The 21,712-nt window shown below is 65.8% G+C and carries 18 protein-coding genes, 1 tRNA gene, 1 pseudogene and 1 riboswitch; of the genes and pseudogenes, 11 read left to right on the plus strand and 9 right to left on the minus strand.

Annotated features, from left to right (window positions below):
* The first annotated feature begins 55 nt into the window (after positions 1-55).
* Entirely contained in the window at positions 56-1,744 is a 1,689-nt protein-coding gene (locus JQ621_RS14815) for an MFS transporter (protein WP_212235457.1), read from the plus strand.
* Positions 1,745-1,759: 15 nt separating this feature from the next.
* Here JQ621_RS14815 and JQ621_RS14820 read toward each other — a convergent pair whose 3' ends face one another.
* Together JQ621_RS14820 and JQ621_RS14825 are read right to left on the minus strand one after the other, a co-directional pair.
* Positions 1,760-1,978 carry a hypothetical protein gene (locus tag JQ621_RS14820; RefSeq protein WP_212235458.1) on the minus strand — a complete coding sequence of 73 codons (219 nt, stop codon included), beginning with the start codon at positions 1,976-1,978 and terminating at the stop codon, positions 1,760-1,762.
* Between the two features lie 196 nt (positions 1,979-2,174).
* Positions 2,175-2,468 (minus strand): hypothetical protein, encoded by a 294-nt coding sequence (locus tag JQ621_RS14825; protein WP_212235459.1) that lies wholly within the window; start codon positions 2,466-2,468, stop codon positions 2,175-2,177.
* A gap of 253 nt (positions 2,469-2,721) precedes the next feature.
* On the opposite strand from JQ621_RS14825, the gene JQ621_RS14830 reads away from it, so the two are divergent.
* Positions 2,722-3,786 carry a polysaccharide deacetylase family protein gene (locus tag JQ621_RS14830; RefSeq protein ID WP_212235460.1) on the plus strand — a complete coding sequence of 355 codons (1,065 nt, stop codon included), beginning with the start codon at positions 2,722-2,724 and terminating at the stop codon, positions 3,784-3,786.
* A 72-nt stretch (positions 3,787-3,858) separates the two neighbouring features.
* Here JQ621_RS14830 and JQ621_RS14835 read toward each other — a convergent pair whose 3' ends face one another.
* The 3 genes from JQ621_RS14835 to JQ621_RS14845 form a co-directional block, all read right to left on the minus strand.
* Positions 3,859-4,236 (minus strand): hypothetical protein, encoded by a 378-nt coding sequence (locus JQ621_RS14835; RefSeq protein ID WP_212235461.1) that lies wholly within the window; start codon positions 4,234-4,236, stop codon positions 3,859-3,861.
* 149 nt (positions 4,237-4,385) lie between these two features.
* A tRNA-Thr gene (locus JQ621_RS14840) sits at positions 4,386-4,461 on the minus strand.
* Positions 4,462-4,560: 99 nt separating this feature from the next.
* Positions 4,561-6,321 carry a heme biosynthesis protein HemY gene (locus tag JQ621_RS14845; RefSeq protein ID WP_212235462.1) on the minus strand — a complete coding sequence of 587 codons (1,761 nt, stop codon included), beginning with the start codon at positions 6,319-6,321 and terminating at the stop codon, positions 4,561-4,563.
* 38 nt (positions 6,322-6,359) lie between these two features.
* On the opposite strand from JQ621_RS14845, the pseudogene JQ621_RS36015 reads away from it, so the two are divergent.
* Positions 6,360-6,665, plus strand: a pseudogene (locus tag JQ621_RS36015) (hypothetical protein); the annotation flags it as partial.
* A 1,019-nt stretch (positions 6,666-7,684) separates the two neighbouring features.
* Here the strand turns inward: JQ621_RS36015 and JQ621_RS14855 are convergent.
* Positions 7,685-8,431 carry a uroporphyrinogen-III synthase gene (locus JQ621_RS14855; RefSeq protein WP_212235464.1) on the minus strand — a complete coding sequence of 249 codons (747 nt, stop codon included), beginning with the start codon at positions 8,429-8,431 and terminating at the stop codon, positions 7,685-7,687.
* Positions 8,432-8,593: 162 nt separating this feature from the next.
* Here JQ621_RS14855 and tsaD point away from each other — a divergent pair, with 162 nt between their 5' ends.
* Genes tsaD through JQ621_RS14870 form a run of 3 tightly spaced genes read left to right on the plus strand, consistent with a single transcriptional unit; the run spans position 8,594 to position 11,066 of the window.
* Complete coding sequence (gene tsaD, locus JQ621_RS14860; protein WP_212235465.1) at positions 8,594-9,667, plus strand: tRNA (adenosine(37)-N6)-threonylcarbamoyltransferase complex transferase subunit TsaD; 1,074 nt, start codon at positions 8,594-8,596, stop codon at positions 9,665-9,667.
* Between the two features lie 2 nt (positions 9,668-9,669).
* Positions 9,670-10,650: an NAD(P)H-dependent glycerol-3-phosphate dehydrogenase gene (locus JQ621_RS14865; RefSeq protein ID WP_212235466.1), complete on the plus strand. Its 981-nt coding sequence runs from the start codon at positions 9,670-9,672 to the stop codon at positions 10,648-10,650.
* A gap of 2 nt (positions 10,651-10,652) precedes the next feature.
* Entirely contained in the window at positions 10,653-11,066 is a 414-nt protein-coding gene (locus tag JQ621_RS14870) for an EVE domain-containing protein (protein WP_212235467.1), read from the plus strand.
* A gap of 106 nt (positions 11,067-11,172) precedes the next feature.
* On the opposite strand, the gene JQ621_RS14875 is transcribed toward JQ621_RS14870, so the two are convergent.
* Positions 11,173-12,342 carry a DNA topoisomerase IB gene (locus JQ621_RS14875; protein ID WP_212235468.1) on the minus strand — a complete coding sequence of 390 codons (1,170 nt, stop codon included), beginning with the start codon at positions 12,340-12,342 and terminating at the stop codon, positions 11,173-11,175.
* A gap of 398 nt (positions 12,343-12,740) precedes the next feature.
* Between JQ621_RS14875 and acs the strand changes: the two genes are divergently transcribed.
* Positions 12,741-14,687: an acetate--CoA ligase gene (gene acs, locus JQ621_RS14880; protein WP_212235469.1), complete on the plus strand. Its 1,947-nt coding sequence runs from the start codon at positions 12,741-12,743 to the stop codon at positions 14,685-14,687.
* Positions 14,688-15,064: 377 nt separating this feature from the next.
* The gene (locus JQ621_RS14885; RefSeq protein WP_212235470.1) at positions 15,065-15,580 is read left to right on the plus strand and encodes a L,D-transpeptidase; all 516 of its coding nucleotides are present in this window, start codon (positions 15,065-15,067) and stop codon (positions 15,578-15,580) included.
* A gap of 56 nt (positions 15,581-15,636) precedes the next feature.
* Here JQ621_RS14885 and JQ621_RS14890 read toward each other — a convergent pair whose 3' ends face one another.
* Together JQ621_RS14890 and JQ621_RS14895 are read right to left on the minus strand one after the other, a co-directional pair.
* Positions 15,637-16,227, minus strand: a complete 591-nt coding sequence (locus JQ621_RS14890) for a thermonuclease family protein (protein WP_212235471.1) — start codon at positions 16,225-16,227, stop codon at positions 15,637-15,639.
* A gap of 43 nt (positions 16,228-16,270) precedes the next feature.
* A complete protein-coding gene (locus JQ621_RS14895; protein WP_212235472.1) occupies positions 16,271-16,477 on the minus strand; it encodes a DUF1674 domain-containing protein in 207 nt (68 codons plus the stop codon).
* A gap of 187 nt (positions 16,478-16,664) precedes the next feature.
* Between JQ621_RS14895 and JQ621_RS14900 the strand changes: the two genes are divergently transcribed.
* From JQ621_RS14900 to purH, 3 genes are all read left to right on the plus strand, one after another.
* Positions 16,665-18,011 (plus strand): RsmB/NOP family class I SAM-dependent RNA methyltransferase, encoded by a 1,347-nt coding sequence (locus JQ621_RS14900; protein WP_212235473.1) that lies wholly within the window; start codon positions 16,665-16,667, stop codon positions 18,009-18,011.
* A 157-nt stretch (positions 18,012-18,168) separates the two neighbouring features.
* Positions 18,169-19,887 (plus strand): heparinase II/III family protein, encoded by a 1,719-nt coding sequence (locus JQ621_RS14905; protein WP_212235739.1) that lies wholly within the window; start codon positions 18,169-18,171, stop codon positions 19,885-19,887.
* 59 nt (positions 19,888-19,946) lie between these two features.
* A riboswitch (ZMP/ZTP riboswitch) is annotated at positions 19,947-20,028 on the plus strand.
* Positions 20,029-20,053: 25 nt separating this feature from the next.
* Entirely contained in the window at positions 20,054-21,646 is a 1,593-nt protein-coding gene (purH, locus tag JQ621_RS14910; protein ID WP_212235474.1) for a bifunctional phosphoribosylaminoimidazolecarboxamide formyltransferase/IMP cyclohydrolase, read from the plus strand.
* Positions 21,647-21,712 lie beyond the last annotated feature (66 nt).

Raw genomic sequence — 21,712 nt, forward strand, 5'->3', positions numbered from 1 at the left:
ACTGGGCCTGCCGGAATTATTCAAGCCATTTCTGCCCGACGACTTGGAAGGGTATATGACCGAACCGACGAACCGTCAGAGACGTTCCGCCGACGGCATCACCGCCCCCCTGCGGTACACCGTGTTCCGGCGCATCTGGCTCGCCAGCCTGCTCTCCAATCTCGGCCTGCTGATCCAGGGCGTGGGCGCGGCCTGGGCGATGACGCAGATGACGGCCTCCGCCGACAAGGTGGCGCTGGTGCAGACCGCGCTGATGCTGCCGATCATGCTGATCTCGATGCCGGCGGGCGCCATCGCCGACATGTACGACCGTCGTATCGTGACGCTGGTGGCGCTGATGATCGCACTGACCGGGGCATCGGCCCTCGCGATCCTGGCCGGGCTCAAGCTCATCGCACCGGAATCGCTGCTCGCCTTCTGCTTCGTGGTCGGCAGCGGCAATGCGCTGTTTGGACCGGCCTGGCAGTCCTCGGTCAGCGAGCAGGTGCCGCCGGACGCCCTGCCGTCGGCGGTGGCGCTGAACGGCATCAGCTACAACATCGCGCGCAGCTTCGGCCCCGCGGTGGGTGGCGTCATCGTCGCCTCGCTCGGTGCGGTCGCGGCGTTTGTCTGCAACGCGATCCTCTACCTGCCGCTGCTGGTGGTGCTGCTGCTGTGGCGCCGCGTGGTCGAACCATCCCGACTGCCGCGGGAGAAACTCAACCGCGCGATGGTCTCCGGCTTCCGCTACATCACCAATTCGCCGCCGATCAAGATCGTGCTGCTGCGGACGCTGCTGATGGGCTTGATCGGCGGCGCCGTGATGGCACTGATGCCGCTGGTCGCGCGCGATCTGCTGCATGGCGGCGCACAGACCTACGGCATCATACTGGGTGCATTCGGCATGGGCGCGGTGATCGGTGCGCTCAACATCCATGAGCTGCGCAAGCGTATGAGCGGGGAGGCTGCGATCCGCGCCTGCACGATCTCGATGGCGTTTGCGATGGCCGCAGTTGCCTTGAGCACCGAACCGGTGCTGACCGCAGCCGCCCTGGTGCTGGCCGGCGCAGTCTGGATGGCCTCGGTGGCGCTGTTCAACATCGGCGTGCAGCTTTCGGCGCCGCGATGGGTCGCCGGACGCTCGCTCGCGGCGTTCCAGGCCTCGATCTCCGGCGGCATTGCGATCGGCGCCTGGGGCTGGGGGCATCTCACCGATTATGCCGGCGTCGAGATTGCGCTGCTGACCGCCGCGGGCCTGATGCTGATCTCGCCGGTGGTCGGCATCTGGCTGACGATGCCTCGCGTCGGCGCCCGCAACGAAGACGCGGACGTGCTGGCCGATCCCGAGGTGAAGCTGTCGATCACAGGGCGCAGCGGGCCGCTGGTGGTCGAGATCGAGTACCGCGTTGCCCAGGAGAACGCGCGCGCCTTTCACAACGTGATGCAGGACGTGCAGCTCTCCCGGCAGCGCAACGGCGCCTATGGCTGGTCCATTGCGCGCGACATCGCCGACCCTGAATTGTGGACCGAGCGCTATCACTGCCCAACCTGGTTCGATTACTTGCGCCAGCGCAACCGCTCGACCCAGTCGGAGCGCGCGCTGCATCAGCAGGCGATCGATTTCCACATCGGTCCCGACCCGGTGCGCATCCGCCGCATGCTGGAGCGACCGTTCGGCTCGGTGCGCTGGAAAGAAGAGACTCCGGATCGTGCTGGCAGCGAAGTGCTGCCCGTGGTTGCCACCGCAGCAGGCAGCAGCACGTAGGCTTTGCGTCGGTGATTACTGCCCGTGATCGGTCAGCACTTTGTCGCAAGCCCTGCTCAGCTTGGTACGGTGCTCTTTCAGGCAGGCGAGCACGGCGCTATCGCCATTGTTCATCACGGGACGGCAGAAACGCGTGACGTCGCGCGCGCAGGCGTCGTGGCCGGGCTGCTGCTGCTGCGCCGAGGCGCTCGATGCGCACAGAACCAAGGGAATGATGAAAAGAAATCTGGTCATCGCGTAATGCCTCTTGCCCGGAAGGACGTGCGGGCGAAGCTAGTGCGGTGCCCCCTCGGCCGCAACGGATTTGTTGGCAGGCCGATCGGTGCGCCGCGTGGCCCCGGCTTGCCGCCGGGGCTCATCGCGAGGGGAGCTGAAAGACAACGCGCGATGCGTCGCGCGCTTACTGACCGTCACTGACCGTCACTGACCGTCACTGACCGTCTTGGGCGTCAGCAACCTTGCGTGACGGGCCCTTGGCGAGATCCTTGTCCATCACCGCGCGGCAGCCGGCGCTCAGGTCCGAGCGGTGCTGTATCATGCACGCCGTGATCTTCGGAATGTTGGGGATTTCCGACGAGCACAGGCGGAAGGCGTCGCCCGTGCACATCTGCTGCGCCTCGGCCGAGAAGGCGAAGCTCGAGGTCGTCGAGACGATCGACACGATGGCGGCAAAGCCCAGAGCCAGGCTGGTGTCGCGGATCTTGGCAGTGAACGACTTGGTCATTTGAAGCTCCCATTGGCACCGCCGCAGCGGGGCCCGTTGTTGATGGGAACGACAATGCTCCAGCAAAACAGTTTCCACTGTGATGCCAGTCACGGGCGGCTGCCCCTTTGTGACCTCGGTCACTTTGGCGCACTCGCCTGAAATTCCTCCGCAACCGCCGTCGTGTTGGTGTCACGTTAACTGTTCCTTCGCATTAATGGCTGGCGACGCGGGTCATTCCGCCTGTTTGGTTGCGTATTTGGAAAGAGTAGCGATGCGTAATGCGTTGGGCCTGATGCTGGCCAGTGTGGTTGCGGCGATCGTGATCGCCGGAGGTTGGTACTTCTATTCCTCGCGCGCCGATCAGGGCGCCCCCAAGACAACGGCCGCCCGTGCTGCCGATCCGCTTCCGGCGCAGGCCAAGCTTGCAGCCAAGGATGACGTCGACACCACTGCGGCGATCGCGGGCAAGCCCGCTGCTCCCGCCGCGGCAACTGCACCAGTGCCCGTGCCAGCTCCGGTTCAGCAGACGACAACCTGCGCCAATCCGAATGCACTGGGCGTCTCGCGCGTCGTCGAGATCGACACGACCGGGGGTCCCGGCTTCGGCTTCGAGCAGTACAAGCAGTTTGATTTCCTCGCCGACAAGGAAGTCGTGCTGACCTTCGACGACGGTCCGTGGCCGGTCAACACCCCGGCGGTGCTGAAGGCACTCGCGGATGAGTGCACCAAGGGCCTGTTCTTTTCCGTCGGCAAGCATGCAACCTATCATCCGGAAATCCTGCGCCAGGTGCTCGCGCAGGGCCATACGGTTGGTGCGCACACCTGGTCGCATTTCAACCTGAACGGCAAGAAGATGACGGAGCAGCAGGCCAAGGACGAGATCGAGAAGGGCTTCAGTGCCGTGAAATGGGCACTCGGCACCAATCCGTCGCCGTTCTTCCGCTTCCCGCAGCTTTCGCAGAACCCGGCGCTGGTGAGCTATCTCGGCAGCCGCAATGTCGGGATCTTCTCGACCGACCTCGACTCCTTCGACTTCCGCAAGGAGAGCACGCCGGACAAGATCATCAGCAACGTGATGACCAAGCTCGACAAGCTCGGCAAAGGCATCATCCTGATGCACGACTTCCAGAAGCGCACCGGCGAAGCGCTGCCGACGCTGCTCGCGCGCCTCAAGGCCGGCGGCTACAAGGTCGTTCAGATCAAGGCGAAGACGACGTTCGAATCGCTGCCTGAATATGACGAGGCGGTGCTCAAGGAACTGAAGGTGCCGGCGTCCAGCAGCGCGACGAATGCGCGCCCGGTTTCGAGCGTGGTGCAGACGGTCTCGCAGCGCTAGACGCGTCAGGCTTCGACCAGCAAAAGGCCGGCCTCAGCCCGGCCTTTTCGATTTTGCGAGGAATGCCGTCGCTTACCAATAGACACCGTGGCGGTGCAGTTCGCTGATGATGCGGTCTTCGGTCCAGGTCCTGACATGCCTGGGCCTGCCCGCCTTCGCGGCCGTTTTCGGGGCAGGCTGGGTCGCAACTGGCGTTGACGTCGGCGTGGTCGCGGTCGGCGAAGCCGGAGCAGTGGTCGAAACCGCCGGCGGACGATCGACATAGGCCGGAGCCACCGTGCCTGGCGCGACTTCGCTGACCTGCGTGGCGGTGGCAGTCGGCGCGACGGAAGCTTGCGGCGCCTGCGCCTGCTGCTCATTGGCCGCAGCCAGCGAGAGGCTGCGTGAACCGCCTGCCTGGGCCGATGCAGAGACCAGGACCATGGCGGCAACCAGAATGATCTTGCGCATATGAAATCTCCCCATGTGTTTGCGTGACCGGGACATTAGGGGAGAGCCGCGCGTGCTTATGTGAGAAGCATCACGCAAGCGCAGGCGCGGCCTTGAAGCTGGCCTGTGACAGCAGGATGAATGATGAGCGGGCTGGACAATGGGTGCGCTGGTGCCGCAAGAGGGATTCGAACCCCCGACCCCGTCATTACGAATGACGTGCTCTACCGACTGAGCTATTGCGGCGAACCTTGCCGGAGCCCGGCGATGCCGGCCCCGCTACGCGCGCTCGTGATATCGGGCATGGCCCGAATTGGCAAGGACAAGGGAGGTGCGAAATGCGCCTCACGCGCCCCAACGGGACCAGAATCCGCGCCAGCCGCCGGCCTGAGCCTTTGCATGGTCCCTGGGCGTGCCGATTTGTTCCGTAAATTCATCGCTCGGACCGTCGTCATCGATGCCGGGATCATCCGGGGCGCGGACGATCGGGATCACAGTCTCGATGGGCGCGTGCGCAGGCTTGCCGAGGTCGGCCCGGGTGCGGAACACCGGGGTTGCCGCCACCGGCGATGATTCGGCCGCCTCAGGGACCGGCTTGACCGGCTCCGCGGGCGCTTCAACCGGCTGTTCCTTGGCCGCCGGAGGTGCGTTGTCCTGCGCGGCCGGAGCCGGTGGTGCCGGTGTCGGAGCCGGCGCGATCACGACCGGTTCCGCCGGCGTCTCGCTGGCCATCGTCACCCGCTTCGGCGGCGGGGCTGCGAGCATGGCTTCCTCGAAGGCCGAGGATTCGATCGTGGTCCCCTTGTCCGAGGGCAGGCTCGCCACCGGCGTCTGCCATTGGAAGGCATCGAGGCGGCCGGTGACAGGAGACACCGGTCGCCAGCGATCGCTGACGTAGCCATCCGCGGTCCAGGCCGGGTCGTGGCGGGCACGCACCGCACGCAGGGTCCAGGCGCGGGCGCGACCGCCGTCGCCATGCTCGGCGCGCTCGAGCTCGGCCATCAACAACGCCACGCGCTGGGTCGGATCGTTGACGAAAGGTGCGAGCACCGCGCGCGCGCGGGCGAATTCAGAGGCATCGATCGCGGCGCGCGCGATCGCGAGCTGGCCCTCGACATGACCGGCCTTGTCCGCCGGCGTTTTCGCCGCGAGCGTCTCGATCCGCTGCAAGCGCTGCCGCGCTGCATCGCCGAGCTTCACATGCGCATAGGCATCGGCGAGATCAGGATGCGGATTGGCGAGCCAGGCGGCCTCGACCAGCTTCATGGCGCGGCGCACCTGATGCGCCTCGCTCTCGAATTTCGCGGCGAGCACGGCGGCCGGCACCAGCGTCGGCGCGAGCTTGACGGCTTCCATCACGCTTTCGCGGGCAACGTCGCGGTCCATGGTCTCGAGTTCCAGCGCGCGCGCCGTGAGCAGCACGCCGCGCTGGCGGCGATAGGCGGGCTTGTCGATCAGGCCGGAGGACAGATTCGAATCGAGGATCGCGAGCGCACCGCTCCAGTCGCCGCGCGCACAGCGGAAACCGAGCACCGCATGCGAGGCCCAGGTCGAGGACGGCGACAGCTTGATCGCTTCCTCCGCGATCATCACGGCGCCGACCGCATCGTCGGCGCGCTGCGCCTCGATGAACAGGCCGCGCAGGCCGAGCAGCCGCGTATCCTCGCGCTCGGCCATGGCGCGGAAGGCGCGCTGCGCCTCGTCGCGATTGCCGCCGAGCTGCGCCGATTGCGCGTGTAGCAGCAGTGCGAGCGGATCATCCGGCGCGTGGCGCCGCGCTGCTTCGGCGTGCCGGCGGGCAAGCCCGGTGTCGCCATGGCCGATCGCGAGCAGGCCATGGGTGATGGCGTGGCGACCGCGTGCGCGGCGCTTCTCATGACGGCGGCGGCGTATCCGGCCCGGCATGCGCCAGATCATGGTCAGGATGCTCCAGACAAACACGATCAGGACCGCAAAAATGCCGAGGCAGAGCACGAACACAGGAATGCTCGGTGAGGCCCGGAAACCGCCCCAGGTCAGCACGACATTGCCGGGCTGGTCGGCAACCCAGGCCGCGCCGGCACCTGCAAGCGCAATCAGAACGAGGAAGAGGACGATGCGAAGCATGACTATCCCTATACGCGCGGATTGTTGCGCGAATCTTATTGAGCAGGCTTGGCGAGACCAGCCAGAGCGTCCTCGGCGAATTTGCGGGAGGCATCGAGCGCGGCATCGCGTGCATCGGCCTTGTCCAGCCAGGCCTGCGCGGGCGCACGATCGGCATCGGACAGCGTCTTCAGCTCGCGGCGCGCCTCGGCGAAGTCGTTGCGCAGCGCCGCGGCCGTAACCCGCGCGACGATAGCGCCACGGTCGTTGCCGACACCGTCGGTGCGCTCGATGCGGACGAGTTTCGACGCGCCCGCCTGAAGACGCTCGACGATGCCGGCATTGCTGCTGGTTGCCTCCGGCGGCGGCGACAGTTTCGGCACGATGTTGAGCAGCTCGCGGGTCAGCGTAACAGGCGTCGGAATCCCCGAGGAGGCAAAACCATCGAGCGGCTTCAGCATCTCCGGCTTGGCGGCGAACGACCGCGCCGCGGCGAGCTGCGCCCCGTAGGGATCGTTATGACGAACGGCGACATCGAGCAGGGTCGCGGCGACGACATAGCGCAACGGCTTGTCGTCCATCACCTTCGCATCGGCGGCAATCTTTTCGCCCTGCTGCGCCAGCTCGGCGCGCGCGGACGTGCTGGCGCGCTCAAGCTGGGAGATGCGCTCATCGAGGGCGGCGAGGCCAGGCGAAGCCGCCGCATCGCGCGGCAAGGATTTCACGTCGTTCAATGCACTCGCCGTCTTGTCGGACTGCGCACGCAAACTGGCGATGTCGCTGCGCAACGTGCCGACGGATTTTTCGAGCGCGTCGAGCCGTGCTGTGGTTGCCGGATCGGCCGTGGGCTTGCCCGCCTTTGCGTCGACTTTGGCTTCGACTGCGGCGACACGACCACTCAGCGCGTCGACTGTCGCGCTGGTCACTTGCGGTGCTGCCGGCGGCGCCTGCACCGCGGGCCAGCCGAGCGCCCAGCCGACCGCGATCACGATTGCAGCTGCGACGGCGCCGGAAAATGGCGCAATGACCCAGGGAGAAATGGCGGCTGGCGCCGCGGTCGGCTGCGCCTCGCTATGCTCCGGCTTAGCCGTCTCGACCTTGGCGTCGTCGACACCTGCATGTGTAGAATTTGCCTGCTCGGTGTTCGCCCGCTCGGCCGATGGCTGCGCCTCCGGCTCGGCCGGCACATCCTGCGGCTGGGTGGAGACTTCGGTCGCCTCGAGGTCGATGGTGGGCGGGGTGCGCTTGGCGCGGCCGGGCCCGGGGGGCGGTCCATCCTCTCCAGGCTTGCCTGCGTCTTCAGGCTTGTCGTCGGCCATCGTGACGGTTCCTTACACTTGCATACCAGAGACGAGCCCGATTGCGTCGGATTCGGCCCGTCCTCTTACGCCAAACGGGTCCGCAAAGCACGCTCCAAGGCGTCGAATAGGGCATTTTCGTCCGGGGTCGCAGCCACCAGGACCTGCGACGCACCGGCATCGCGCAGCACGCCGGCGACCGTCTCGGACAGGCAGCATTGCGGGATCGCGAGGGCCGATATTTCGAGGCCCTCGTCGCGGGCGGCATCCAGAAAGGCGCGCGCGCTGCGGCGGGAGTAATGCAGCACCGCCTCGATGCCATGAGCGGCAAAGCCCTCGCAAACATTTCGCGGGAAAACCTTGACCGGGACCATGCGATAGGTGGTCTGCGTGACCACGCTGTACCCTTCGGCGCCGAGCTCGCCACCGAGATCGCGCGACAGATCCGCGCCTGCAAGATAAAGCAGCGTGCTCTTTTTCTTCAGCAGCTTGTCACGTGCGCCCTGCATCACCGTGTCGCGCAGGGATGCCGCATCGCCACCAGCAACAATGACATTCGCGAAGCCGACCTCGCGCGCCACGGAAGCCGTGTGCTCGCCGACCGCGAACAGTGGCAGCTCGAGCAGGCCGAGATCGCGCAATTGCGGCGCGCCGGCGCGGATCGCATTCGCCGACGTGACGATCACGGCGCTATAGCCGGCCTCGCTCTCGTCGTGAAAGGGGACCGGCTCAAACTTGAGCACCGGCGCGAGCAGCACTACATGACCTCGCGCGCGCAGATGTTCCGCCGTCGCCTCATTGTCGGGATGCGGCCGTGTGACAAGAATGGACATCGCTTGTGTTCCCGGACCACGCGGCGGTGATGCATTGGCGAGGGATGACGTCGCGTGGCGATTGCAAAAGCCAACCCCGGAATGCTACCGCGTTACCAGAACTCTGCTTTGCGGATGAGCGCAAGGGGGTGAGAAGGGCGCAAATTGGACAACAATTCGCCAATGCTGGTACTGGGCATCGAGACCACCTGCGACGAGACCGCGGCGGCCGTGATCGAGCGCGCGCCCGACGGCAGCGGCAAGATCCTCTCCAACATCGTGCGATCCCAGGTCGAGGAGCACGCCCGCTTCGGCGGCGTCGTGCCGGAGATCGCGGCCCGCGCGCATGTCGACCTGCTCGACGGCATCATCGACCGTGCCATGAGTGAGGCTGGCGTCGGCTTCGCCCAGCTCAACGGCGTGGCGGCCGCCGCGGGGCCAGGGCTGATCGGCGGCGTCATCGTCGGGCTGACCACCGCAAAGGCGATCGCGATGGTGCATGATACGCCGCTGGTCGCGGTCAACCATCTCGAGGCGCATGCGCTGACGCCGCGCCTGACCGACGGCATCGCATTTCCCTATTGCCTGTTCCTCGCATCCGGCGGCCACACCCAGATCGTCGCGGTGACCGGCGTCGGCCAATATGTCCGGCTCGGCACCACCGTCGACGACGCGATCGGCGAGGCCTTCGACAAGGTCGCGAAGATGCTGGGCTTGCCCTATCCCGGCGGTCCGCAGGTCGAACGCGCGGCGGCGAACGGCGATGCCACGCGCTTCGCCTTCCCGCGTCCGATGCAGGGACGCCCCGACGCCAATTTCTCGCTATCGGGGTTGAAGACCGCGGTCCGCACCGAGGCGAGCAGGCTCACCGAGATCACATCGCAGGACATTAGCGATCTCTGCGCAAGCTTCCAGGCTGCGGTGCTGGACTCCACAGCCGATCGCTTGAGCGTTGGCCTGAGGCTTTTCCGCGAACGGTTCGGCGCGCCCAGCGCGTTGGTCGCGGCCGGCGGTGTCGCCGCCAATCAGGCGATACGCGGCGCGCTGGAGGCCGTCGCGCGGCAAGCCGGGACGCAATTGATCATGCCGCCACCAGCGCTCTGCACCGACAATGGCGCGATGATTGCCTGGGCTGGTGCCGAACGCCTCGCGCTCGGCCTGACCGACACGATGGAGGCGCAGCCCCGCGCGCGCTGGCTGCTGGACGCCAACGCAACCGCGCCTGATGGCTATGGCAAGACGCGGGCGGGATACTAGCGATGACCCGATTCGACTCCGTCGCGGTGATCGGTGCCGGCGCCTGGGGCACGGCGCTGGCGACGGTGGCCGCGCGCGCCGGACGGAACGTGACATTGTGGGCCCGCAATGCCGATCATGCCGCGCGGATCTCCTCGACCCGTGACAATCCGCGGCTGGCGGGCGTGCAACTCGCGCCGGACATCTTCGTGACGAGCGATCTGGCGCTCGCCGCACGCGCCGACATGCTTCTGATCGTGACACCTGCGCAGCATCTGCGCGGCGCCGTCAACATGCTGGCCTCGCATGTCATCGGGCCCGTGCCGATCATCGCCTGCGCCAAGGGCATCGAGCACGGTACCCACAAATTCATGACCGACGTGATCGCGGAAGCCGCGCCCCATGCGATCCCTGGGATCCTCTCGGGCCCGAGCTTTGCCGACGACGTCGCGCGCGGCTTGCCGACGGCCGTGACACTGGCGACAAAGGACGAGGCCCTGGCGAGCGCATTGGTGCAGGCACTGGGCTCGGCAACGTTCCGGCCCTATCACACCACTGACGTCCGCGGCGTCGAGATCGGCGGCGCCGCCAAGAACGTGCTGGCGATTGCGGTCGGCATCGCGGTCGGGCGAAAGCTCGGCGCTTCCGCGCAGGCCGCGCTCACGACCCGCGGCTTTGCCGAACTGGCTCGTTTGGGCCGCGCGCTCGGTGCGCGCAGGGAGACGCTCACCGGCTTGTCCGGTCTCGGCGATCTGATCCTGACCTGTTCAAGCCCGCAGTCGCGCAATTTCGCACTTGGGCTGGCACTCGGACGCGGCGAGCTGCCGCCGGCCGGCAAGCTGGCCGAAGGCGAATCCACCGCGCCGGTGCTGATCGAGCTCGCCGCTTCGCAAAACGTCGAGATGCCCGTATCAGAAGCCGTCGCTTCGATCCTGAGCGGCCGGAGCACGATCGACGCCGCGATCTCGGGTTTGTTGACCCGTCCCTTCAAGGCAGAGGAATGAACATGGCGTACTGGCTGGTGAAATCCGAACCATCGGTGTGGTCCTGGGACCAGCAGGTTGCGAAGGGCGCCAAGGGCGAGGCCTGGACCGGCGTGCGCAACTTCACCGCGCGGCAGAACCTCGTGAACATGAAGAAGGGCGACAAGGCGTTCTTCTACCATTCCAACGAGGGCAAGGAGATCGTCGGCATCGCGGAAGTCATCAAGGAGGCCTATCCGGATCCGACGGACAAGACCGAAAAGTTCGTCTGCGTCGACATCAAGGCCGACAAGCCGTTGAAGACACCAGTCACGATGGCCGCGATCAAGGCGGACAAGAGGCTCGCAGACATGGCGCTGGTGAAATATTCGCGACTGTCGGTGCAGCCGGTAACGGCCGAAGAGTGGAAGCTCGTCTGCAAGATGGGCGGGATGTAGCGCCGCCGCCGTAGCCCGGATGGAGCGAAGCGCAATCCGGGAAAGTCTTTACGCCGCACGATCCCGGATTTCGCTTCGCTCCATCCAGGCTACGAACCGAAACTCGTCACACCGCCGCGGTTGCCACGACCTGCTGCAAAAGCTGCTCGCGGCGCGCCTGCGAACGCTGGCCCTTCATCGTCGCCGCAAAACGTTCGAGGATGCCGTCCTCGAAAGCGGTGACGATGGTGTCGTGGACGTAGCTCTTGCGGCAGATCGCCGGCGTGTTGGAGAGCTTGTCGGCGGCGGCGCGGATCGCATCGAGCACCTGCTTCTTGCGGCCGCGCTGGCTGGTTGCCGGCGTGATCCGTGACAGCGATTCCACGACGACGGCCGACGCCATCAGCGTACGAAAATCCTTGAGCGATATCTTGATGCCGGCGATCTCGCGCAGGAACGCATTCACCTGCGTGGTGCTGACCGCGCGAACGATGCCGTAGGCATCGCGATACTGGAACATGCGTTTGCCGGGGACGCCATTGAGAATGCCGATGGCGCGCACCAGCTTGGCGGCGTCGCATTCTTTCCGCACCGCCTTGCCGCCCTTGGCCTTGAAGGTCAGCACGAAGCTGTCGTCTTCGAGGGTGACGTTGGACTTCAGCAGCGTGGTCGCGCCCCGGGTGCCGTTGAGGCGGGCGTAGGATTCATTGCCGGGACGGATCGCGGTGCGCGCGATCAGCTCGATCACGGCCGAGAGTGCGAATTCACGCGTCGGCTCGTCGCCCGACAGGAACGCCGAGACCTTGCGCCGGATCCTCGGCAGCGCACCGACGAGCTTTTCCAGGCGATGCGCCTTGCGGTGCTCGCGGACCTTCTCCCAGTCGGCGTGATAGCGATATTGCAACCGGCCCGCGGCATCGCGGCCGACCGCCTGAAGGTGCGTGCTCGGATCGGCCGAGTAGCGCACCTCGCGATAGGCCGGCGGCACTGCCATGGCGTGCAGCCGGCGAATAGTCCGGGCATCACGGATATGGGCGCCGTTCGGGCGGACGAAGGAATAGCCTTTACCGCGCTTGATGCGGCGGATGGTCAGCTCGTTCTGGTCGCCGAGCCGCAGGCCCAGCTCCTTGGCCAGCGCCTCGACCGCAGCCGGGGACGCAGAATCGAACACCTTTTTCGGACTGGGACGGCTGGAGCTGGCCGGTTTCGGCCATTGTCCAAGGGCCTTGGCCAGCGCAATGGCGGCAGGATCGGCCGAAGCAGGCCGCATCGCTCCGAGATTCTGCTGATCCATCATAGTCTTACGCCTTGACCCTGTCCGCTATCGTTCAATGCCGCTGTTCTGATGTTTGTTCCAAGGGGTCTCTTCGGACCCGGGTTAGCCACTTAGGGTGTTCCGAACGGCATTGCGAGTCCCGAATCACTGAGAGGCGGTTTCTAAATACCTCCTGCGACGCATGGGCGCCCTGCACGAGCGACTTCTGGAGATTGGGTAAAGAGCAAGAACCCGTCAGCCGGGCTGTTTCAGACTCGCGACAGCCAGTCGCTGCGGGTTTGATTTTCCGCATGGCCGGCCGCTCGCCGAAGGTCCAGCTTGTCCTCCTTGTCGGGGCCGGTTAGCCCGACGCATAATCGATCAACGATGAAGTGGCTCGCCAGTCCGCCGTGCTCGGCTTGCCGTATGTGGAGGGAAGCATGTCCGAGAAGATTTACGACGTCCCCGCGGAATGGGCCAAGCGCGCCTGGGTCGACCAGGCCAAGTACAAGGACATGTACGCCCGCTCGATCGCGGACCCGAACGCGTTCTGGGCCGAGCAGGCCAAGCGCATCGACTGGATGCATGCACCGACCAAGATCGAGAACGTCTCCTTCGCGCCGGGCAACATCTCGATCAAATGGTTCGAGGACGGCGTCCTCAACGTCGCCCATAACTGCATCGACCGGCATCTGCACAAGCGCGGCAACCAGACCGCGATCATCTGGGAAGGCGACGATCCCTCGCAGTCCAGGCACATCACCTACAAGGAGCTGCACGACGAGGTCTGCCGGATGGCCAACATCCTGCGCACCCGCAACGTCAAGAAGGGCGATCGCGTCACCATCTATCTGCCGATGATTCCGGAAGCGGCCTATGCGATGCTGGCATGCGCGCGGATCGGCGCGATCCATTCCGTGGTGTTCGCGGGCTTCTCGCCCGATTCACTCGCCCAGCGCATCAACGACTGCCAGTCCAAGATCATCATCACCGCGGACGAAGGCCTGCGCGGCGGCAAGAAGGTGCCGCTGAAGGCCAATGTCGACGCGGCGCTCGCCAAGGCCGATGGCGTCGACTGGGTCGTCGTGGTCAAGCGCACGGGCGGCAAGATCGACATGAACCCGACGCGCGACCTCTGGTATCACGAAGCGGCGGCGATGGTGACGACGGAGTGTCCGGTCGAGCACATGCACGCCGAGGACCCGCTGTTCATCCTCTACACGTCGGGCTCGACAGGCCAGCCGAAGGGCGTGCTGCACACCTCGGGCGGCTATCTCGTGTTCGCCTCGATGACGCATCAATACGTCTTCGACTATCACGAGGGCGACATCTACTGGTGCACCGCCGACGTCGGCTGGGTCACCGGCCACAGCTACATTCTCTACGGGCCGCTGGCTAACGGCGCGACCACGCTGATGTTCGAGGGCGTGCCGAATTATCCGGATAATTCGCGCTTCTGGAACGTCATCGACAAGCACAAGGTCAACATCTTCTACACCGCACCGACCGCGATCCGCGCGTTGATGCAGTCGGGCGACGAGCCCGTGAAGAAGACCTCGCGCGCAAGCCTGCGCCTGCTCGGCTCGGTCGGCGAACCCATCAATCCGGAAGCCTGGGAGTGGTATCACCGCGTCGTCGGCGACGACCGCTGCCCGATCGTCGACACCTGGTGGCAGACCGAGACCGGCGGCATTCTGATCACACCGCTGCCGGGCGCGACAAAACTCAAGCCGGGCTCGGCGACGCTGCCGTTCTTCGGCGTGGCGCCCGAGATCGTCGATGCCGACGGCAATGTGCTCGAGGGTGAGACATCAGGCAATCTCTGTCTGACGCGCTCGTGGCCGGGCCAGATGCGCACGGTCTATGGCGACCATGCCCGCTTCGAGCAGACTTATTTCTCGACCTACAAGGGCAAGTATTTTACAGGCGACGGCTGCCGCCGCGACGCCGACGGTTATTACTGGATCACCGGCCGCGTCGACGACGTCATCAACGTCTCAGGTCACCGCATGGGCACGGCGGAAGTCGAGAGCGCGCTGGTGGCACACGAGAAGGTCTCGGAAGCGGCCGTGGTCGGTTACCCGCATGACATCAAGGGCCAGGGCATCTACGCCTATGTCACCCTGATGGCCGGCATCGAGCCGAGCGACGAGTTGCGCAAGGAACTCGTCACCTGGGTCCGCAAGGAGATCGGCCCGATCGCCGCGCCCGACCAGATCCAGTTCTCGCCGGGCCTGCCCAAGACCCGCTCCGGCAAGATCATGCGCCGCATCCTGCGCAAGATCGCCGAGGATGAGCCGGGCAGCCTGGGCGACACCTCGACGCTGGCCGATCCCGCGGTGGTCGATGACCTCGTGAAGAACCGGCAGAACAAGAAGTCGGCGTAAGGCACCACTTTTGTCATTCCGGGGCGATGCGTCAGCATCGAACCCGGAATCCATCGAACCACCGAACGCGCGGCAAGATGGATTCCGGGTTCGCGCTCCGCGCGCCGCGGAATGACGGAGGCTGGTCCCTCACGCACTTGTCAGGGCGGGCGCCTCCGCAGGGGTATCTTTCCCGCCGAGTGTTGTTTTCAAGTCATTTACTTTATTTCGAACATTTCCTTTCTTGCCCCTGCTGGCTCGCCACTGACGGCCGCGCGTGGAAACTGTCCGGTTAACAAGCGCGGTTAAGAATGTCCCCTAACAAGGACTTGGCGAGGCAGCCCATTGCCGGTTTTGCGTGAATTTGGACTGATACGTTCGGGGTTAAGGGGAAATCGATGTCCATGAAGATTGCACTGGCGCTGGCCGCCACCATCGCTGCAGGGGCCTTGATGTCGACGGCAGCCGAGGCGCGGCCGGAAATGGTCGGCGCGCACCTGGCCGACTATTCGCCGGGCACCATCGTGGTCAAAACCAACGAGCGCCGGCTTTACCTGATCCTCGATGACGGCCACGCCGTGCGCTATCCGGTCGGCGTCGGCAAATCAGGCAAGCAATGGGCCGGCACTACGCGCATCGACGGCAAATATCGCAACCCGGCATGGTCGCCGCCCGCCGAGGTGAAGCGCGACAAGCCGCAGCTGCCCGACGTGATCCCCGGCGGCTCGCCGCGCAATCCGATGGGCGTTGCGGCGATGACGCTGGCCGGCGGCGAATACGCCATCCACGGCACCAACGTGCCGGGGTCGGTCGGCGGCTTCGTCTCCTATGGCTGCATCCGCATGCTCAACGACGACATCACCGATCTCTACAGCCGCGTCTCGGTCGGCACCAAGGTGGTCGTGACGCGCTGATCATCGCGGTCAGGACAAAGTCTGAAAAAGCCGTGTCGTCAGACGCGGCTTTTTTGTTACCAGAACCGCCAGCCGCGTGTGCACCAGCCGTCGCGATGACCGCCATTGTAGCTGCGCGCGTACCCGCCCGCGAGCATCGCGGCGGATACGTTGATGGTTCGCTTCGTTGCGACGTCGGCGAGAACGCGACCATATTTCTCCGTGCCGAGATTGTAGATCGTGACGCCGCCCTGGCTGAGCAGATTGCGCAGCGCCTCGGTGGCGGCTTCCGCCTTGTCCAGCTCGTCCCGGCAGGACGCCTTCATTTCGGGTGCATCAATGCCGCGCAGGCGAACCCGCGCGACGAGATCGCGTCCGTCGCGCTGATGCACGCGGGCCAGAAACGTGTCGCCGTCGATGGTGCGGATGACGTCGATCGGCAGGCGGTCCTCCGGATTGCCCGCGTGCTGGAGGATGATCTCGGCATCCTGCGTGCGATCGTCGGCCGGATGTGGAACCGGCCAGTTGGTGCCATGCCGAGAGACCAGCACGATTGCGGTGACGATGCCGACCACGAACATCCACGGCAACAGTCCGGAGAAGCGACGGCCGAATGGCGAGCCGCCGTAGGACGGGCGATAGGAGCTATCCGGATCAAAACGCGACATTCGCGCACGCTAGGGCTGAGTCGGCCGGACCGGCAAGCCGGCGTCAGAAATCCGAAGCGATACCCTTGCGCTCCCAATCGCCGTAGCGGGTGGGCTCAGGCCCCTTCGGCCCCTGCAATTCCTTTGGTGCCGCCGCATCGGCCTTGGCACGCGCCGCCGCGGCCCGCCGACGCTCCTCCGCTTCAGCCAGCGCGCGCTGGGCGGCCGGCGGCAACGGCTTACGATTGGAGGCGGGGGCTTGGTCGTTCATCGTTTGGGTCCTAGCGCAGGATCGCGGCAGGCGCGACGTCCAATAACGCATTGCTGAAATGGCAGCCAAGGCCTCAAATCGCCAGAGGCCATTCTTACATTTGGCATATTCGCATGCCATTTGTGCAGTTCTCAAGGCATGCGCCCATCTTGGCGGAACTGCCGCTCGCTCAGAACCTTACTGCCGCATGCCATCTCAACGTTTCGCCCCACCGTCCGAAGTGCCCGGTCTCGCGGCGCGACGGATCGCTGCCGACATCGTCGACGGCGTCCTGCACAAGCACCGCACGCTTGACGACCAGCTCGACGGCTCCGGCGCCCATCCCGGCCTGAAGACACTCGCCGATCGCGACCGCGCGCTGATGCGGCGTCTGGTCGCGACCATCCTGCGTCGCCTTGGCACGCTCGGCCATGTGCTGTCGCGGCTGCTCGACAAGGGCATTCCCTCCGACGCGCCGCGCGCGCAGAGCGCGCTTCTCATCGGTGCCGCCCAGATTCTCTGGATGGACGTGCCCGATCACGCCGCGGTCGATCTCTCGGTTCGGCTAGTACAGTCCGACCGGCGTGCTGCGCGCTATGCCGGCCTCGTCAACGCCGTGCTGCGCCGTTGCGCGCGCGAGGGCCAGGCGCTGGTCGAGGAAGTCGCAGCGCAATCGCTGGACCTGCCGCCCTGGCTGCTGGCGCGCTGGAGCGCGCATTACGGCGAGGCGACTGCGCGAGATATGGCGCTGGCGCTCGGTCACGAACCTTCGCTCGATCTCACTGTGAAGTCCGATGCCGCGCAATGGGCGAGCCGATTGCACGGCGAAGTGCTGCCGACTGGATCGGTGCGCACAGTGCTGCACGGCGTCGTGACGATGTTGCCCGGCTTTTCGGAAGGACAGTGGTGGGTGCAGGACGCCGCCGCCGCGCTGCCCGTCCGGCTGTTTGGCGACCTTGCCGGTAAATCCATCGCCGATCTCTGCGCCGCACCCGGCGGCAAGACCGCACAGCTGGCGCAGGCTGGCGCGCGTGTCACGGCGCTCGACCGTTCGCCCGCCCGCGTCGCACGCCTGCGCGAAAACCTGAACCGGCTGTCGCTCCAGGCGGAGACTGTCGTCGCCGACGCGGTGGAATGGACGGGACCGGCAGACGGCTTCGATGGAATCCTGGTCGATGCGCCCTGCACCTCGACCGGGACGATCCGCCGGCACCCCGACGTTGCCTGGCTGCGGCAGGAGACCGACATCGCCTCGATGACCGTCCTCCAACAACGGCTGCTGAAGAAATCCGTCTCGCTGCTCAAATCGGGTGGAACGCTGGTCTACTGCACGTGTTCGCTGGAACCCGAAGAGGGCGAGCAGGCTGTCGCCACATTGCTGGCCGCGGAACCCTCGCTTCGCCGCGTACCGGTCGAGGCCGGCGAGGTCTCCGGGCTCGGCGAGATCATTACCGCGGACGGCGATCTCCGGACCCTGCCGAGCCACCTGCCGCACGCCGACCCGAAGCTCGGCGGGCTCGACGGATTTTTTGCGGCCCGGCTCGTTAAATCCTGATTTTGCACCGGATTTTGCGACCACTGGACTGATTCGAGACCTTTCAAGGTGGTGTCAGCCGGCCGATTTTGGGATTAATAAGGATTCGTCGGAATCCTCTCCCCCTTCAAGGCAAGGCGTGTCGGTCGCTCAACGCAGACGTATCTCGACGCTGGTGATGAACCGCTTCGCGCGGAACATGCTCGCGCGCGCGAGCGGCGGTTCCGTTGCGCTGTCGCGGGTCTGGCCCGGCCGCACCGACCGGCTGATCATCGCGCCGCATGACCTGCGTACCGCCGATGCGACGCGCGCCGCCGAGATCTATGCCGGGCGCTTCGTCTTCGCCGGCAAGATCGTCAATTGCCACGGCCGCTCGATCTTCGATCTCGACCCGCCGTCGGAGGATTGGGAGGTCGCGCTGCTCGGCTTTGGCTGGCTACGCCATTTGCGCGCCGCCGACACGGCGCTGACGCGGGCGAATGCGCGCGCGCTGGTCGAAGACTGGATCAGCAACCCCGCGAACAAGCGCCGGCCCGTGGCCCGCCGCGCCGACGTGCTGGCGCGGCGCGTGATCTCCCTGCTGTCGCAGGCGCCGCTGGTGCTGGGCGACACCGACAACAAATTCTATCGCCGTTACCTGCGCGCGCTGGCACGCGAGATCCGCTTCCTGCGCTACACCATGGTCAACATCCCCGACGGGGTGCCAAAACTGCAGGTGCAGATCGCGTTGTGCTACACGACACTGTGCCTCGCCAACCAGGCCCGTCACATCCGCAGCGCGTCGAAAAAACTCTCCGACGAATTGCAGCGGCAGATCCTCCCCGACGGCGGGCACATCTCCCGCAATCCGGGCGCCCTGATCGAACTCTTGATCGACCTGTTGCCGCTGCGGCAGACCTTTGCCGCGCGCAATATCGCGCCACCGCCTGCGCTGCTCAATGCGATCGACCGCATGATGCCGATGCTGCGCTTCTTCCGGCATGGCGACGGCAATTTCGCGCTGTTCAACGGCATGAGCGCGACACCGTCCGACCTGCTGGCCACGCTGCTCGCCTATGATGACGCCCATGGCGCGCCGATGGCGAACATGCCGCATACCGGATTCCAGCGCCTTGATGCCGGTCCGACCACGCTGATCATCGACACCGGCCCACCACCGCCCCCCGGCGTCAGCCACGACGCGCACGCCGGTTGCCTGTCGTTCGAACTGTCCTCCGGCATCAGCCGCATCGTCACCAATTGCGGCATGCCGACCACGGGCCGTGACAATTGGCGGCCGTTCGCGCGCGGCACCGCGGCGCATTCGACGCTGACCTATCACGAGACGTCCTCGTGCCAGTTCGTCGAGATGTCGGCGATGAAGCGGCTGTTGCGCGGCGCGCCGATCATCAGCGGCCCACAGGAGGTCGAGAGCTATCGGGAGGTCGTCGAGGGCGGCACGCTGCTGACGACCTCGCATGACGGCTATCTCGCCAAGTTCGGCGTGATCCATCGCCGCGTGCTGATGGTCGCCAATGACGGGGCGCGCATCGACGGCGAGGATTCGCTGTCGCCGCCGCAGGGCGCGCGGCTCAAGGGCACGGATGCCGATTTCGCGCTGCGCTTCCATCTGCATCCGGCGGTGAAGGCGAGCCGTCTGTCGGATGCCCGCGGCGTCATGCTGGTCTTGCCGAACCGCGACGTCTGGACCTTCGAGGCTCTCGACGACAAGGTCGACCTCGAGGACAGCGTGTTCCTGGCCGGCAATGACGGCCCCCGCCGCACCGCCCAGATCGTGATCCGCCAGGATGCCCGTCAGGCGCCCTCGATCCGCTGGAGTTTTGTGCGTTCCACGGCCTCGCCGTCGGTGACCAACGCCCGCCGCAATGCGCGGCGCGAACCGGAACTTCCGCTGTAAACAGGCGCGATCCGGTCCCATCTACCGGTTGAGAGGCATGCCAAAAGCTGCTATCGAGCGCTCGTTCGCGCGACTGGCGACCTTGGATGGAGCACCATCGGGAAGCGCGACACATACCCGCCGCGCGCCTGGGCATAGACACTCCTTAAGACAGAGGATCTTGCTCATGACTGACCATCCCCGCCGCGTGACCCGCGCCCTTCTCTCCGTCTCCGACAAATCAGGCCTGATCGAGTTCGCCAAGGCGCTCGCCGCGCATGATGTCGAGCTGGTCTCGACCGGCGGTACCGCGAAAGCGATCGCCGCCGCCGGCCTCAAGGTGAAGGACGTCTCCGACCTCACCGGCTTCCCCGAGATGATGGACGGCCGCGTCAAGACGCTGCATCCGAAGGTCCATGGCGGCCTGCTCGCGATCCGCGACAACAAGGAGCATGCCGAGGCGATGAAGGCGCACGGCATCGCGCCGATCGATCTCCTCGTCGTCAATCTCTATCCGTTCGAGGCGACCGTCGACAAAGGCGCGGGCTTCGAGGACTGCATCGAGAATATCGACATCGGCGGCCCCGCGATGATCCGCGCCGCCGCCAAAAACCATGACGACGTCGCCGTCGTGGTCGAAGCCGACGACTACAAGGCCGTGCTGGACGAGCTCGCCGCCAACGAGGGTGCGACCACGCTGAAACTGCGTCGGCGCCTCGCTGCGAAGGCCTATGCCCGGACCGCGGCCTATGACGCCGCCATCTCGAACTGGTTCAACCGCCAGCTCGAGATCGACGCGCCCGATTTCCGCGCCTTCGGCGGCAGGCTGATTCAGTCGCTGCGCTACGGCGAGAACCCGCACCAAACCGCGGCGTTCTACGCCACGCCCGACAAACGCCCGGGCGTCTCGACCGCGCGGCAGCTGCAGGGCAAGGAGCTGTCCTACAACAATATCAACGACACCGATGCGGCCTATGAATGCATCGGCGAATTCGACACCAAGCGCACCGCGGCCTGCGTCATCGTCAAGCATGCCAATCCCTGCGGCGTGGCCGAGGGTTCGAACCTCGTCGACGCCTATCGCAAGGCGCTGGCTTGCGACTCCACCTCGGCGTTCGGCGGCATCATCGCGATGAACCGCGCGCTCGACGCCGACACCGCGCGCGAGATCACAAAGATCTTCACCGAGGTGATCATCGCCCCTGACGCCAGCGAAGAGGCGATTGCCATCATCGGCGGGAAGAAGAATCTGCGGCTGCTGCTCGCCGGCAGCCTGCCCGATCCGCGTGCGCCCGGCCTCACCGCCAAGACGGTCGCAGGTGGCCTCCTGGTGCAGAGCCGTGACAATGCCGTGGTTGACGACATGACGTTCAAGGTCGTGACCAAGCGTGCGCCGACCGAGGCCGAAATGCGCGACCTGAAGTTCGCTTTCCGTGTGGCCAAGCACGTCAAGTCCAACACCATCATCTACGCCAAGGATCTCGCCACCGTCGGCATCGGCGCCGGGCAGATGAGCCGCGTGGATTCAGCGCGTATCGCCGCCCGCAAGGCGCAGGATGCGGCAAGCGAGCTGAAGCTCGCCGAGCCGCTCACCAAGGGCTCGGTCGTGGCGTCGGATGCGTTCTTCCCCTTCGCCGACGGCATGCTCGCCTGCATCGAAGCCGGCGCCACCGCCGTGGTGCAGCCTGGCGGTTCTATGCGCGATGACGAGGTGATCAAGGCTGCCGACGAGCACGGCATCGCCATGGTGTTCACGGGGACAAGGCACTTCAGGCACTGAGGCCACCGCAACCGTAGCCCGGATGGAGCGAAGCGAAATCCGGGTCCTCGCAGCTTGGCAACAGGT

This window comes from Bradyrhizobium manausense (assembly GCF_018129685.1).
GTDB classification, from domain to species: Bacteria; Pseudomonadota; Alphaproteobacteria; order Rhizobiales; family Xanthobacteraceae; genus Bradyrhizobium; species Bradyrhizobium manausense_D.

Excerpts from the sequence above, each read along its gene's own strand:
- JQ621_RS14855 (WP_212235464.1), bottom strand. The coding sequence starts at position 8,431 with ATGTCCATTCTTGTCACACGGCCGCATCCCGACAATGAGGCGACGGCG.
- JQ621_RS14890 (WP_212235471.1), bottom strand. The coding sequence starts at position 16,227 with ATGTCGCGTTTTGATCCGGATAGCTCCTATCGCCCGTCCTACGGCGGC.
- JQ621_RS14875 (WP_212235468.1), bottom strand. The coding sequence starts at position 12,342 with ATGATGGATCAGCAGAATCTCGGAGCGATGCGGCCTGCTTCGGCCGAT.
- purH (WP_212235474.1), top strand. The coding sequence starts at position 20,054 with ATGACTGACCATCCCCGCCGCGTGACCCGCGCCCTTCTCTCCGTCTCC.
- JQ621_RS14870 (WP_212235467.1), top strand. The coding sequence starts at position 10,653 with ATGGCGTACTGGCTGGTGAAATCCGAACCATCGGTGTGGTCCTGGGAC.
- acs (WP_212235469.1), top strand. The coding sequence starts at position 12,741 with ATGTCCGAGAAGATTTACGACGTCCCCGCGGAATGGGCCAAGCGCGCC.
- tsaD (WP_212235465.1), top strand. The coding sequence starts at position 8,594 with ATGCTGGTACTGGGCATCGAGACCACCTGCGACGAGACCGCGGCGGCC.
- JQ621_RS14885 (WP_212235470.1), top strand. The coding sequence starts at position 15,065 with ATGTCCATGAAGATTGCACTGGCGCTGGCCGCCACCATCGCTGCAGGG.
- JQ621_RS14835 (WP_212235461.1), bottom strand. The coding sequence starts at position 4,236 with ATGCGCAAGATCATTCTGGTTGCCGCCATGGTCCTGGTCTCTGCATCG.
- JQ621_RS14900 (WP_212235473.1), top strand. The coding sequence starts at position 16,665 with ATGCCATCTCAACGTTTCGCCCCACCGTCCGAAGTGCCCGGTCTCGCG.
- JQ621_RS14905 (WP_212235739.1), top strand. The coding sequence starts at position 18,169 with ATGAACCGCTTCGCGCGGAACATGCTCGCGCGCGCGAGCGGCGGTTCC.
- JQ621_RS14815 (WP_212235457.1), top strand. The coding sequence starts at position 56 with ATGACCGAACCGACGAACCGTCAGAGACGTTCCGCCGACGGCATCACC.
- JQ621_RS14820 (WP_212235458.1), bottom strand. The coding sequence starts at position 1,978 with ATGACCAGATTTCTTTTCATCATTCCCTTGGTTCTGTGCGCATCGAGC.
- JQ621_RS14865 (WP_212235466.1), top strand. The coding sequence starts at position 9,670 with ATGACCCGATTCGACTCCGTCGCGGTGATCGGTGCCGGCGCCTGGGGC.
- JQ621_RS14830 (WP_212235460.1), top strand. The coding sequence starts at position 2,722 with ATGCGTAATGCGTTGGGCCTGATGCTGGCCAGTGTGGTTGCGGCGATC.
- JQ621_RS14845 (WP_212235462.1), bottom strand. The coding sequence starts at position 6,321 with ATGCTTCGCATCGTCCTCTTCCTCGTTCTGATTGCGCTTGCAGGTGCC.
- JQ621_RS14825 (WP_212235459.1), bottom strand. The coding sequence starts at position 2,468 with ATGACCAAGTCGTTCACTGCCAAGATCCGCGACACCAGCCTGGCTCTG.
- JQ621_RS14895 (WP_212235472.1), bottom strand. The coding sequence starts at position 16,477 with ATGAACGACCAAGCCCCCGCCTCCAATCGTAAGCCGTTGCCGCCGGCC.